Below are 14682 nucleotides of genomic sequence, written 5' to 3'. Positions count from 1 at the left end.
CCATTGACCGTGATACCGCTCCCATGTCAGATGCACTGAATACCGCGCACGCGCAGGTCGCCGCGCGCTTTGCCCGGCTGGCGCCAGCGCAGCGCACGGCGTTCCTGGCCGCGCTGCACGACAAAGGCGTGGCCTTCTCCACGCTGCCGATCGTGCCCGCGCCGCGCAGCGAAGCGCTGCCGCTGTCGTACGCGCAGCAACGCCTGTGGTTCCTGCAGCAGCTCGATCCGGCCGGCACCGCCTATCACATGCCGGGCGCATACCGGCTCGAAGGGGCGCTCGACGCCGCAGCACTGCGCCGTGCGTTCGATCGCATCGGTGCGCGCCATGAGGTGCTGCGCACCACCTATCCAACCGACGCTGCCGGCGTGGCGCGCCAGCAGGTGCACGACAGCCTGCCGCCGCCATTCGTCGAGATGGAAGCCGATCCCGCCGGCCTGGACACCACCATCGACGGCATTGCCCACGCGCCGTTCGATCTCGCCGCAGGACCGCTGTGGCGCGTCGCGCTGATCCGCGAGAGCGTCCGGTCCCATGTGCTGGTAGTGGTGCTGCACCACATCGTCGCCGATGGCGCCTCGATCGTGCGCCTGGTCGCCGAGCTGGCCGCCTGCTACGCGGCCGAAGCCGCCGGCACGCCGGCCGAACTGCCGCAGCTGCCGGTGCAGTACGCCGACTTTGCCGCGTGGCAGCGCAACTGGATGGACGCCGGCGAAGCCGAGCGCCAGCTCGGCTACTGGCGTGAACGCCTGGGCGATGCGCCCGGCGCCGCACTCGATCTGCCGGCCGACCGGCCACGCCGCGCGGCGCGTACCGGCGCGGGCGCCGAGCACACCTTCGTCATTCCGGCCGACGTGGCCGCGGCGCTGCGCACGCTTGCCGGCGCGCATCAGGCCACGCTCAACATGGCGCTGCTGGCCGCCTATGCGGTCTTGCTGAACCGCTACACCGGACAGGCCGATATCTGCATCGGCGTGCCGGTGGCCAACCGGCAACGCAGCGAGACCGAGGCGCTGGTCGGCTGCTTCGTCAACATGCAGGTGATGCGCGCCGAGGTGGCGCCAGACGAGCCGTTTGCCGAGCTGCTGCCGCGGTTGGCGCGGCAGGCAGCGGCGGACCAGGAGCACCAGGCGCTGCCGTTCGACCTGCTGGTGGAAGCGCTTCAGCCCGGCCGCAGCCTGGCGCAGCCGGCGCTGTTCAACGTCACCTTCGACCATCGCGCCGCTGGCGCTGCGGCGGTGCCGCAGCTGAAGGGGCTGCGCGTTACGTCGCTGGAACTGCCGGTGACGACCGCGCGTTTCGAACTCAGCCTGGCCACCACCGAGCTGCCCGATGGCAGCCTTTTCGGTCGGATCGCCTATGCCGCCGATCTGTTCGATGCCGCCACCGTGGCGCGCATGGCGGGGCACTATGGGCGCCTGCTGCAGGCGTTCGCTACCGATCCCGCCACGACGTCCGCCGCAGCGGTGCTGCTGGGGGATGCCGAACGCGACGCGCTGGCCCGCTGGAGCGAACCCGGCTGCGCGGCACCGCCGTTCGTGCCGGTGCATGTGCAGGTGGCGGGCCAGGCCCGCCGCGTGCCCGAGGCCCCGGCCGTGCTGTTCGGCGATGCCACGCTCAGCTACGGCGAGTTGAACCGCCAGGCCAACCGGCTCGCGCACCGGCTGGTCGCGCAGGGTATTGGCGCCGAGAGCCGTGTCGGCGTGGCGCTGGGCCGTTCGCCGCGCATGATCGTGGCGCTGCTGGCGGTGCTGAAGGCTGGCGGCTGCTTCGTGCCCTTCGATACAACCTATCCGGCGCGGCGCCTGCTGGACATGCAGGAGGACGCCGCCCCGCAACTGCTGCTGACCGAGCGCGCGCTGCGCGAGTCCTTCCCGGTGGCAGAAGGCCTGCCGGTGCTGCTGGTCGATGACGACGCCGACGTATCCTGGCCCGAACACGATGCCGAAATTGCCGTGCACCCGGCGCAGCTTGCCTACGTCATCTACACCTCGGGCTCGACCGGCAAGCCCAAGGGCGTCGCGGTGGCGCACGGCCCGCTGGCAATGCACGTGGTCACCACCGCCGAGTGCTACGACATCACGGCCACCAGCCGCGAGCTGCATTTCCTGTCGTTCAGCTTCGACGGCGCGCATGAGCGCTGGATGGTGCCGCTGGCCAGCGGCGCCAGCATCGTGCTGCGTGACGACACGCTGTGGAGCGTGGAGCAGACCTACGCCGCGCTGCGCCGCCATGCGGTCACGCACGCGGGCTTTCCGCCGCGCTACCTGCACCAGCTCGCGGCCTGGGCCGAGTCGCAGGGCGATCCGCCGCCGCTGTGGCTGTATTCCTTCGGTGGCGAAGCCATGCCCCGGGCGGGCGTGGCCCGCCTGACGCAGGCGCTGCGGCCGCAGCACATCATCAACGGCTATGGCCCGACCGAGACGGTGGTGACGCCGCTGGTGTGGAAGGCAAGGGCCGCTGACGCGGAAGCCCAGGTCACCGGCGCCTATGCGCCGATCGGCCGGCCGGTGGGGGCGCGCAGCGCGTACGTGCTGGACAGCCGGCTGGAGCCGGTGCCGGTGGGCGTGCCGGGCGAACTCTATCTCGGCGGCGAAGGGCTGGCGCGCGGCTACCTGGGCCGCGCCGGCATGACGGCAGACCGCTTTATTCCCGATCCGTTTGGCGCGCCCGGTGGACGGCTCTACCGCACCGGCGACCTGGTGCGCTGGCAGCCCGACGGCTGCATCGAATACCTCGGCCGGCAGGACCACCAGGTGAAGATCCGCGGCTTCCGCATCGAACTGGGCGAGATCGAGGCGCGCCTGTTGGCGCAGCCCGGCGTTCGGCAAGTGGTGGTGCTGCCGCACGAGACGTCCGCCGGCACGCGGCTGGTCGGCTACGTCGTGGCGCAGCAGGGCGCGGTATCGTGCGAGGCCCTGCGCGCGGCGCTCGCGGCGGCTTTGCCCGACTACATGGTGCCGGCCGCGATCCTGCAGCTCGACAGCCTCCCGGTCACGCCCAACGGCAAACTGGACCGGCGCGCGCTGCCGGAACCGCAGTGGCAGGCCGAGACCGCCTACGCCGCGCCGGTGTCCGCGGCGGAGCGGATGCTGGCGGCCGTGTGGGCAGACGTGCTCGGCATCGCGCAGGTGGGCCTGCATGACAACTTCTTCTCGCTCGGCGGCGATTCCATCCTGAGCCTGCAGATCGTCGCGCGCGCCCGTTTGCAGGGCTGGCGGCTGACGCCGCGCCAGGTATTCGAGCACCAGACGGTGGCCGCGCTGGCGCGGGTGGCGGAGCGCGTGGGTGGCACGGCGCAGGATGCGGCCAACGATGACGCTGGCGCGGCGCCGCTGACGCCGGTGCAGGCGGCCTTTCTCGGGCAGCCGCTGGCCGAGGCCAGCCGCAACCGCTTCAACCAGTCGGTGCTGCTGCGCCCGCAGTCGGCCATCGACGCACCGGCATTGCAGGCCGCGCTGCAGGACGTCACCGGCCACCATGCCGCGTTGCGCTACCGCTTCACTCGCACGGACCAAGGCTGGCGTCAGCAGGCCGTCGCCGAGGCCGGGGCCGCGGTCGCACTGACGACCATCGACGTGCCGGACGCCACGGCAATCACCGCTGCCTGCGATGCGGAGCAGGACCGGCTGGACATCGCCCGCAGCCCGCTGCTGCGCGCGCTGCACCTGCGCGTCGCCGATGGCAGCGAGCGGCTGTTCCTGGTCTGCCATCACCTGGTGGTGGATGGCGTGTCATGGCGCATCGTGCTGGAAGACCTGCAGGCCGCCTACGCCGCCCGGCTGGCGGGACAGGTGCCAGCGCTGGCGCCGGTGGGCGCCAGCTATGCCGCATGGAGCCGCACGCTGGCAGGGCCGGCGCGCGACATGTTCGCGCCCGAGGCCGAATACTGGCGCACCGTCACGCGCGACCAGATGTCATTGCCATGCGATGGTCCGGGCGGTGAACCGGCGCGCCCCCGCACGGCAAGCTTTGCTTTGGACGCGGCCACGACTGACGCCTTGCTGCGGCGTGCCCATGCCGCCTACCGCACCGGCGTCAACGACCTGTTGCTGACGGGCTTCGCGCGCGCGCTGTGCGCCTTTGCTGGCCGCGACGACATCCGCATCCACATGGAAGGCCACGGCCGCGAAGCCGAGGCGGCCGGCAGCGCGCTCGATCTCAGCCGCACGGTGGGCTGGTTCACCAGCGTCTGGCCGGTCCGGCTGGCGAGCGTTGCGGACGTTGGCGACACCATCGCCGGCGTCAAGGAAGCGCTGCGCGCGGTGCCGCGCCAAGGGCTGGGGTACGGCGTGCTCAGCGCTCTCGCGCCTGCGGCGCTGCCGCCGTGCGCGCCGCAGGTGTTGTTCAACTACCTCGGCCAGTTCGACGGCAGCCTTGGCGAAGGCAGCTGGCAGGCCGCCGCGGAGGATACCGGCCGTGGCGTCTCCGACGACATCCCCTTGCCGGCGCCGCTGGCGTTCGACGGCCGGATCCAGGGCGGCCGCCTGCAGTTCCGCTGCACCTACAGCGGCGCGCAGTTCCGCGAGGCCACCATCGAAGCGCTGATGGCGCGCATCGCGCAGTCGCTGCGCGAGGTGGTCGGGCATTGCGTGGCGCAGGCCGTGACGCGGCTGACGCCCTCCGATGTGCCGGCCAGCGCGCTGTCGCAGCAGCAACTGGATGCGCTCGCGCTGCGTGCCGACGAGATCGAGGACATCTGGCGGCCCACGCCGATGCAGCGCGGCATGATCCGGCACGGCGCGCGGCATCCCGGCTCGCCGGCCTATACCGTGCAGGTGCAGGCCACCATGGACGGGCTCGACGTGGAACGCATGGTCGCGGCGTGGCAGGACGCGGTGCGGCGGCATCCGGTGCTGCGGGCCCGGGTGGCGTGGCTGCAAGCGGGCGCGGGCATGGAGGCCGAGCCGCTGCTGGTGGTGCCCACGCAGGCCACGCTGCCGGTCAGGCACCACGACTGGCGCGAGCGCAGCCATCGCCCGGCCGCAGCCGTCGACGATGCCCAATGGCAGGCGCTGTGCGAGGCCGAGTTCCGCGAGGGCTTCGACCTGGGCCAGGCGCCGCTGATGCGGCTGACGCTGGTGCGCATCGGCGACCACAGCTGGCGCTTCCTCTGGACCTGGCATCACCTGCTGCTGGACGGCTGGAGCATGTCGCGCCTGCTGGGCGAGGTGCTGCGCGGCTACGACGGCGAGCAGCCGGCCCAGCCCGCGGTGTCGCTGCGCCGCTACGTGGCGTGGCAGCAGGCGCAGTTGGGCGCCGATCCTGAACAACGCTGGCGCGAGCGCCTGGCGCCGCTGGCACGCCAACCGGTGCGCATCACGTGCGAGGTCGCGCCGGCACGGCGCGGGCAGCAGATCCGGGCGGTGGAGCACGTGGTGCAGGCCGATGCGCTGCGCACGCTGGCCGCTTTCGCCAGCCGCCAGCACGTCACCGTCAACACGCTGGTGCAGGCAGCATGGATGCTGGCGCTGCGCCAGGCCACCGGTGCGCGCACGGTGGGGATGGCCGTGGTGGGCTCGGGCCGTTCGGCGGAGTTGCCCGGCATCGAAGACATCATGGGCTTGCTCGCGAGTACCTTGCCGCTGGTGCAGGCGCTGCCCGACTCGCTGCGCGTGGCCGACTGGCTGCCGGCGCTGCAGGCCGACAACCTGGCACTGCGCGAGATCGAGCATGCGCCGCCGGCGTGGCTGCAGAGCTGGGCGGCCGGCAGCGACGATGCCGCGCGCACGCCGTTCGACACCATGCTGATCTACGAGAACTACCCAGTCGACAGCACGTTGCGGGAAACCCAGCGCGGCGTGCTGCGCTTCAGCGATGTCGATAACCGCGGACAGATGAGCTATCCGGTAACGGCCATCGTGATTCCGCGTGAAACGCTGACGCTGCGCGTGGAGTACGACACGGCGGCGCTCGACGACAGCGCGGCGGAGGAACTGACCCGGCAGTGCGTGGCGATCCTGCTGGCGCTGCCGGCGCTGGCCGGCGCCACGCTGGGCGAAGTGCCGGTGCGCGTGGAGCACGGCAGCGCCAGCGCGCTGGCGGCCTAGGTGCCGACGGCTTTACCGCAGCAGGCGGCGCGGGCAGTCGCCGCACAGCGTGAAGGCCGGCAAGCGGTAGCGCAGGCAACACAGCCGGCGCAGCCACAGCGTGGTGGTGGTGCCGTCCTGCGTCACGCGGTGCGCGCGCATCGGCGCATGCAGCGGGTTGTCGCGGCCGTCGGGGCGGGTGCGGGTGTCCATCAGCCAGGCCGCGTCGGCCGCCAGCGTGGCGTCCGTGGCCGGCATATCCGGCTGCAGCAGGGCGGGCGCGTGGCGCAATACCTCGGCGACGACAGCGCCGGCATTGGCCCACAGCAGGCGCGGCGACGCGCCGCTGGCCGCTGCCAGCGCTTCGATCAGCGGTGACAGCAGGTCGTCCAGCAGGGCGCCGTAACGCTGCTGCGGCGGCGCGCCGGCAAACCTCTGGCCAGCGTGTGGCAGCAGCAACGTCACGGCGCGGCCGTGCCGATCGGGCCGGATGGCCGTGTCGCGCAAGGGCAGCACGTGGTGCGCCAGCGCCGCGGCGGCCACCGTGCCAGGCAGCAGCGCGGAGAAGCAATGCCGCGCCCAGACCGAGCCGGCCACGCGCGCATCGTCGCCACCGTAGTGGACGGCCATGGCGTGAAGCGCCTGCCGTAGTGGGGCGCGGCCCGCCGGCGCGGACATGAGCGCGGCGGGCATGACGTCATCGGACGTCGTGGGGCCGATGCGTACGGCCTCGGCGTAGTGACGCAGCGGCTCGGGAAACAGTGCAAGCAGGATCGGTAACGGAAACAAGAGGCAGCCCCGTACGGCGTTGCGGATATGCAGTCAACGCCTTTTCTTTGTTGAAAATGAGAATGATTATCAGGTATATTCGCAATTCGCTTTGTAAAGACAATCTCGCACCTGGGCGCCCCCTTGCCAGTCAGTCGCAGCATGGCCGCGGCTGCGGGGCGGTCCTGGCCTTGCCGTTCGCGCGGCAAGGCCATGCGCGCGGTGGCAGCCAGGCCAGCAATGGCTGCCTCGCGGCTCCCGAGGAGACCCAATGACGCAGCCTATGCCCGACCTGACGATCCGTGCGCGCGCCTCGCAAGACCCCGCGCCGCTGTCGTTCGCGCAGCAGCGCCTGTGGTTCCTGCAGCGCTACGCGCCGGACAGCACCGCGTACAACCTGGTGCGCGCCTGGCGCCTGCAGGGCCCGCTGTCGGCTCCGGCGCTGGAGCAGGCGCTGGCGCAGGTGACGGCGCGCCATGCGGTACTGCGTACCCGTTTCTCGACCGGTGACGGCGAGCCCCGGCAGATCGTCGACAACGCGCCGCCGGCCGTGCAATGGATCGACCTGCCCGCAGGCGAGCTCGATGCGCAGCTGCGCCGCGAGTCGGCGCGCGTATTCGACCTGCACGCCGCCGCGCCTTTCCACGTCACCGTCGCCCGGCTGGAGGATGACGCCCACGTGCTGGTGCTGGCCATGCACCACATCGTCTCGGACGGCTGGTCCAACCCGATCCTGGCGCGCGACCTCGCGCGGGCCTATGCCGCGGCCGTCAATGGCAGCGAGCCGGGCTGGACGCCGCTGCCGGTGCAGTACGCCGACTACGCTGCCTGGCAGCGCGAGCGTCTCGATGGCCCTGCGCTCGATGCCGCGGTGGCACGCTGCGCGGACCGCCTGGGCATTGGCATTCCCGCGCTGGAACTGCCGCTCGATGCCCCGCGCCCGGCGCGGCCGGCAGGCAAGGGCGGGCGCGTCCGCTGGACGCTGTCGGACGACGTGGTGGCAGCGCTGCGCAGCTACTGCGCTGGTGGCACGGGTCGGGGTGGCCGGCTCACGCCGTTCGCCGTGTTGCTGGCCGCATGGCAGGCGCTGCTGGCGCGCCACAGCGGCCAGTCCGACTTTGCCGTGGGCGTGCCCAACGCAGCCCGCACGCATGAAGAGCTGGACGAACTGGTCGGCTGCTTCATCAATACCCAGGTCTATCGCGCCCGGCTGACGCCCGGCCTGAGCGGCCACGCGCTGTGTCAGCAGGTCCGCGACGATGCGCGCGCCGCGCTGGACCACGCCGACCTGCCGTTCGAACTGCTGGTCGACAGGCTGGCGCCGTCGCGCGACCCCAGCCGCACGCCGGTGTTTCAGGCGATGTTCAACCTGCAGATGGGCGAGCCCGCCGCCTTCACGCTGCCCGGCCTGCAGGCGAGCGCACTGCCGGTGCCCGACGACAGCGCCAAGTTCGACGTCACGCTCGACCTGCACGCCAGCGCCACGCGCGTGTCGGCCACGCTGGAATACGACGCCACGCTGTTCACCGCGGCCACGGCCCAGCGGATGGCGCGGCACTATGAACACCTGCTCGGCGCGATGCTGGCCGCGCCCGAGACGCCGCTCGAAGCACTGCCGCTGATGGATGAAGGCGAGCAGGCCCGGACGCTGGCCGACGGCAACGACACCGGCCTTGCACTCGACCCGGCCGACGACGTGGTCGCACGGATCGCGCGCGCCGCCGCGGCCACGCCCGATGCCATTGCGGTGACGGACGGCGCCTCGAGCCTGACCTATGCCGGGCTGGAAGCGACCGCCAACCGCATCGCGAACTGGCTGGCCGCGCAGGAACTCGGCGCCGAGGCGCTGGTCGGCGTGTGCCTGCCGCGCACGCCCGCGCTGGTGGCAGTGCTGCTCGGCATCCTGAAGGCGGGCGCCGCCTACCTGCCGGTCGACGCTCACCATCCGGCCGCGCGCAATGCCCACATCCTCGGCCATGCCCGTGCGCGCCTGATCCTGGCGAGCGCCGCTACACGCGCCGCGCTCGGCGACAGCGGCGCGGTGGTGCTGGTCGACGGCGACACGCCGCCCTGGAGCACGGCCCCCGATACGCCGCCGGCTGCGCCATGCCATCCGGCACAACTGGCCTACACGCTCTACACCTCCGGCTCGACCGGCACGCCCAAGGGCGTGCAGATTTCGCGCGGCGCGTTTGCCAACTTCTTGCGGGCGATGACGCCGGTGGTGCCGATGGACGGCAGCGACCGGCTGCTGGCGGTGACCACGCTCGGCTTTGATATCGCGGGGCTGGAGCTGTTCCTGCCGCTGGCCAGCGGCGCCCGCGTGGTGATCGCCACGCGCGACGATGCGCGCGACCCGGCGCGGCTGGCGGCGCTGATGTCCGCGCACGGCATCACCGTGATGCAGGCCACGCCCGCGACCTGGCAGATGCTGGTGACGCAAGCCTCGCCGCCATGGGAGGGGCTGCGCGTGCTGTGCGGCGGCGAGGCGCTGGGGCGCGAGCTGGCCACGGCACTGCTGGCCAGGGGCGCGCAGGTCTGCAACGTCTATGGCCCCACCGAGACCACGGTCTGGTCCGCGGCGCATGCGCTGGCGGCCGAGGGCGCTCCCGCGTGGGCGGTCGCGCCGGTCGGCCGGCCCATCGCCAACAACCAGCTCTACGTGCTGGACGCGCGGCTCGAACCGGTGCCCCCGGGCGTGGCCGGCGAGCTCTACATCGGCGGCGCCGGGCTGGCGCGCGGCTATGCCGAGGATCCGGCCCGAACCGCCGCGGCCTTCGTGCCCAACCCGTTCGCGCCCGGCACGCCGGGCGCCATGGCGGGCGACCGGCTGTACCGGACCGGCGACCTGGCGCGCAAGCGTGTCGACGGCATTGTCGAGTTCCTCGGCCGGCGCGACCACCAGGTCAAGGTGCGCGGCTTCCGCGTCGAACCGGGCGAGGTCGAGGCGGCGCTGAGCGCGTGCCCGCAGGTGAGCCAGGCAGTCTGTGTGGCCCGGCAGGGTCCCGACGGGATGGCGCGGCTGTGCGCGTACTACGTGGCCGCCACGGCTGGCGATGACTCGGACGACGCCATCCTCGCGCGCCTGCGCGAGCAGTTGCCCGGCTACATGGTGCCGTCCAGCCTGACGCGGCTCGATGCGCTGCCGCTCAACGCCAACGGCAAGGTCGACCGCCAGGCGCTGCCCGAGCCGGCCGCGCCGCGCGCGGCGGCGGCACCATCGACGCCGACCGAGCATGAACTGGCGGCGCTGTGGTGCGCGGTGCTGGACGTGGCCCAGGCCGGAGCCGACGACGATTTCTTCCTGCTGGGTGGCCATTCGCTGCTGCTGGTGCGGCTGCAGACCCGCATCCGCGAGCAGATGGCCTGCGAACTGGCGCTGCCGGCGCTGTTCGCTGCGCCCGTGCTGCGCGACATGGCCGCGGCGATCGACCAGGCCGGCCGGCGCGATGCCGACGCCGACCTGGCCTTCATGAACGACCTGCTGGAGGCCCTGTGAATCTGTTCCTCTCATTGCGCCGCCGCTTCGGCGGCCTCCTGCTGTTGGCGCTGGCCGCGGGCACCTGCAGCGCGCTCGCCGGCATCGCGCTGATTGCCGAGATCAACCGCATGATCGCCGCGCCGGCGGCGCTGGAAGCGGGGCGCATCGGCGTGCTGCTGGGCCTGCTGGCGGTGCTGTTCGGCTGCGGCTTCGGCTCGCAGGCGCTGCTGACCGCGCTGGGCCACCGCGTGGTGTACGACATGCGGCTGCGCATGCTCAAGCGCGTGCTCGATACCGACGTGGAGCGCCTGGAAGCGATCGGCGGCCCGACCGTCTATGCCACGCTGACCAAGGACATCGCCTCGATCGGCATGGCCTTCAACCGCGTGCCGTTCGTGTTCTACAACGGCGTGCTGGTGCTGGGCGGGCTGCTGTACCTGGGCTGGCTGTCGTGGCAGCTGTTCGTGCTCGGTGCCGCGGTGCTGGGCGCAGGCGTGCTGCTGGCGCAGCGCTGGGTGCTGCGCATGCGCACCCTGATGAAGGCGGTGCGCGATACCGACGACCGGCTCTACGCCGGCTACCAGGGCGCGATTGATGGCCGCTACGAACTGGCGCTCAATGCCTGGCGCAAGCAGAGCTTCTACCAGCGCGACTTCGAGCCCGCCGCGGAGTTTGCGCGCGCACATGAGGTGCGCGCCGACCGCTACTGGGTGCTGAGCCTGTCGTTCACCGCGACGCTGATCCTGGGGGTGGCGTGCGCGATCTTTATCGCCGGCGATGCGCTGGGTATTGGGCGCGAGCGCATCACCGCCTTCGTGCTGGTGCTGATGTTCCTGCGCATGCCGCTGAACGACCTGGTCGGCACGCTGCCGATCCTGATGACCGGCAACGTCGCGCTGCGCAAGATCGAGACGCTGCGGCTGGCGCCGTACACGGAGGATTTCGCGCTGCATTCGACCAATACCGCCGCTGCACCGCCCGCGCCGGGCACGCCGCTGATCACGCTGCAGGACGTGCGCTACGACTATCCCGGCCAGGGCGACGAGCGCGGCTTCCGCCTCGGCCCCGTGTCGCTGACGCTGTCCGCCGGCGAGACGGTCTTTATCGTCGGCGGCAACGGCAGCGGCAAGTCCACGCTGATGAAGCTGCTGGCGGGCCTGTACCAGCCGAGCGCCGGCAGCATAGCGCTCGGCGACCGGCCGGTGGGCACCGCCGAGCTGCCCTGGTATCGCAGCCATTTCGCCACGGTGTTCTCCAACGCCCATCTGTTCGCGCGGCTGGTCGGCCCGGACGGGCGCTTCGACGCCGCGGTGGCCAATGCTTTCCTGAAGCGGCTGCACATGGACCACAAGGTCGCCATCCGCGATGACCTGCTGTCGACCACGCAGCTGTCGCAGGGGCAACGCAAGCGGCTGGCGCTGCTGGCGGCTTATGTCGAGGCGCGCCCGGTGCTGCTGCTCGACGAATGGGCAGCCGACCAGGATCCCGTGTTCCGCGCCTATTTCTATGAATCGCTGCTGCCGGAGCTCAAGCGCAGCGGCAAGACCATTGTCGCGGTCAGCCATGACGACCGCTATTTCCACGTGGCCGACCGCGTGATCGGCGCCGACAGCGGCGTGATCCGCGCCGACAGCGCCACCGACAGCGCCGCCGCCCCCGCCGCGGCCGGCCAGACCGACCATCAGGCCGCCGCATGACGCGCGCCAACACAGACAGGGAGTCAGTTCACATGCAAAGCAATGCCGCGCCTTTGATGACCCACGCGATCGCGAGCCAGCCCTGGTTGTCCGCGACGAGCCTCACCCTGCAGAGCCGCTGGGATGGCTGCGCGCTGCAGCTAAGCCTCGACGGCACGCCGCTGCAGGCCTGGCAGTTTACGCCCGGCACCCAGCCGCGGCTGGCACTTGCCGATACCGACCCGGTCCATCCGCTGGCGCGCGCCGCGACCTTTGCCGCCTGCGAGGCGGTGCTGGCGCGCACCCCCGCGACGCAGGCAATCGCGCTGGACCTGCCCGATGCCATCGCCAACGCAATGCTGCGCGAGGGCAGCGCCACGCGCGCGGCCGGCGGCGAGCTGGTGACGCGCGTCGAGCAGCTCTGGCAACTGCCGGCGCTGTGGCACACCGGCACCTCGGGCCGCGACTATCCGCTGCAATACGCGATGACCCAGGGCCGGCGCCATCCGCTGCGCGCGCCCAAGCCGTCGGGCCAGGTCTATGCACGCCATATCCCGTGGCTCGGCCAGGTGTTCTCGATGCGGGTGGCCGATCTCGATGCCGACCTGGCGTGCTTCCACGGCTGGATGAACGATCCGCGCGTGGCGGCGTTCTGGGAGGAAGAAGGCGATCTGGAAAAGCATCGCGATTACCTGTCGGCACAGCTGGCCGACCCGCACACCATCCCGCTGATCGGCTGCCTGGACGGCAAGCCGTTCGCGTACTTCGAGGTGTACTGGGCCAAGGAGAACCGCATCGGCCCCTACTACGACGTCGACGACTTCGACCGCGGCTGGCACGTGCTGATCGGCGACGGCGAGATCCGTGGCAAGGCGTATATCAGCGCCTGGCTGCCGTCGCTGATGCACTACATGTTCCTGGACGACCCGCGCACGCAGCGCATCGTCGGCGAGCCCCGCATCGATCATGTGCAGCAGATCCGCAACCTGGACCGTTCCGGGTTTGCCAAGGTCAAGGCCTTCGACTTCCCGCACAAGCGCGCCATGCTGGTGATGCTGCTGCGCGAACGCTTCTTCGGCGAGCGCCTGTGGGTGCCGCAGGACGACGGGCAGGCGCAGCTGTCCGGTGCAGAACCGACCGCGCTGGCGGCCTGAGCCAGCCGCGCAAGGAGAGACCATGCTCTATTCCGCTTCCACCTTCGCCGCCCACGGCACCGATGCCGGTGCAGGGCCCGTGCTCGACCTGCTGGGCATCGGCTTCGGGCCTTCCAACCTCGCGCTGGCAGTGGCCCTGCGCGAAATGCTGCCGCAGCAGGCACCGTTCCGCTTCGGCTTTGTCGAGAAGAAACCGGGCTTCGTCTGGCACGGCAATATGCTGCTCGACAACAGCCGCATGCAGATCTCGTTCCTGAAGGACCTGGTCACGATGCGCAATCCGGCCAGCCGCTATACCTTCATCAACTACCTGCACGAGCGCGAGCGGCTGCTGGACTTCATCAACACCCGCACCTTCTATCCCAGCCGCTACGAGTTCAACGACTACCTGTCCTGGGTGGCGGGTGATTTTGCCGACGCCTGTCACTACGGCGAGGAAGTGGTTTCGGTCGCGCCCGAGCCCGCCGGCGGCAATGGCGATCTGGCCTGCCTGCGCGTGACCTCGCGCACGGCGGAAGGGGCGCTGACCGAGCGCCGCGCGCGCAACGTGGTGGTCAGCGTCGGCGGCGCGCCCAGCATTCCGGACGCCTTCGTGCCGCTGCGGGGCCACCCGCGGGTGTTCCATTCGTCGTCGTACCTCGAGTCGCTGGAGCGGCTGGAGCGCACAGCGCCCGTGCGGCGCGTGGCAGTAATTGGTTCGGGCCAGAGCGCCGCCGAGATTTTCCTGGACCTGCATGGCCGCGAAGGCGGCATTGCGGTCGACCTGGTCAGCCGTGTGCCGGCGCTCAAGCCGGCCGACGACAGCCCCTTCGTCAACGAGATCTTCAACCCGCGCTATATCGACTACCTGTTCTCGCGCGAGGCGACTGAGCGCGAGCAACTGCTGCGCGAGTTCGGTAATACCAACTACGCGGTGGTCGATACCGACCTGATCGAAGCCATTTACGAGGTGCTGTACCAGCAGAAGGTCACCGGCAAGGTGCGCCACCGCCTGCTGGCCGGCAGCGAGGCCCGCCATGCCGAGGCCGATGCCGACGGCGTGCGGCTGGACATTGCGCGGCGTGACGATGGCGCGCATCAGTTGCAGCGCTATGACGCGGTCATCCTCGCCACGGGCTATCGGCGCGAGCTGCACCAGTCGCTGCTGGCGCCGCTGGCGTCCTACCTGGACGACGCCAAGGGCTTCCAGGCCGACCGCGACTACCGGCTGCAGATGGCGCCGGGCTGCCAGGCGGGCGTATTCCTGCAGGGCTGCTGCGAAGCGACGCACGGCTTGTCGGACACGCTGCTGTCGGTGCTGGCGGTGCGCGCGCAAGAGATTGCGGCCGCCGTGCTGGGCAACCGGGCGGGTGCGGCATGCGCCATGGAGGCCGAGCCGCCTCGCAGCCGCCCCGCGCGCGTCGCGCACGCCGGCACGCACTGAGGTATCGCCCATACAAAGCAATATGAGGACCGGCGGCCGCGACCAGGCGGCCAGCCGGGTCCCACGGCCTGGATTTTCACAACCGAGCAGGGGAGTAAGAAGGAAATGAAACACAGCAACAGACGCGCGACCGAACGCGCGCGGGCAACAA

Annotated in this window: 6 protein-coding genes; 5 read left to right on the top strand and 1 reads right to left on the bottom strand. The window is 71.2% G+C overall.

Going from position 1 to position 14682, the window contains the following annotated elements; all coding sequences use genetic code 11:
• The first annotated feature begins 23 nt into the window (after positions 1-23).
• On the top strand, positions 24-6050 hold the full coding sequence (locus tag I6H87_RS27280; protein WP_011617406.1) for a non-ribosomal peptide synthetase: 6027 nt from the start codon (positions 24-26) through the stop codon (positions 6048-6050).
• A 12-nt stretch (positions 6051-6062) separates the two neighbouring features.
• On the opposite strand, the gene fhuF is transcribed toward I6H87_RS27280, so the two are convergent.
• On the bottom strand, positions 6063-6818 hold the full coding sequence (gene fhuF / locus I6H87_RS27275) for a siderophore-iron reductase FhuF (protein ID WP_011617405.1): 756 nt from the start codon (positions 6816-6818) through the stop codon (positions 6063-6065).
• Positions 6819-7068: 250 nt separating this feature from the next.
• Here fhuF and I6H87_RS27270 point away from each other — a divergent pair, with 250 nt between their 5' ends.
• From I6H87_RS27270 to I6H87_RS27255, 4 genes are read left to right on the top strand one after another with little or no spacing between them, the layout of a single operon-like run.
• Positions 7069-10296, top strand: a complete 3228-nt coding sequence (locus tag I6H87_RS27270; protein ID WP_011617404.1) for a non-ribosomal peptide synthetase — start codon at positions 7069-7071, stop codon at positions 10294-10296.
• Positions 10293-11975 (top strand): cyclic peptide export ABC transporter, encoded by a 1683-nt coding sequence (locus I6H87_RS27265; protein ID WP_011617403.1) that lies wholly within the window; start codon positions 10293-10295, stop codon positions 11973-11975. The genes I6H87_RS27270 and I6H87_RS27265 overlap by 4 nt, the downstream gene beginning before the upstream one ends.
• 32 nt (positions 11976-12007) lie before the next feature.
• Complete coding sequence (locus I6H87_RS27260) at positions 12008-13108, top strand: GNAT family N-acetyltransferase (RefSeq protein ID WP_011617402.1); 1101 nt, start codon at positions 12008-12010, stop codon at positions 13106-13108.
• A 22-nt stretch (positions 13109-13130) separates the two neighbouring features.
• Positions 13131-14531: a lysine N(6)-hydroxylase/L-ornithine N(5)-oxygenase family protein gene (locus I6H87_RS27255; protein WP_011617401.1), complete on the top strand. Its 1401-nt coding sequence runs from the start codon at positions 13131-13133 to the stop codon at positions 14529-14531.
• The last annotated feature ends 151 nt before the right edge of the window (positions 14532-14682 follow it).

The organism is Cupriavidus necator, from assembly GCF_016127575.1.
Classification (GTDB): Bacteria; Pseudomonadota; Gammaproteobacteria; order Burkholderiales; family Burkholderiaceae; genus Cupriavidus; species Cupriavidus necator_D.
This window is presented reverse-complemented; position numbering and strand designations above follow the sequence as displayed.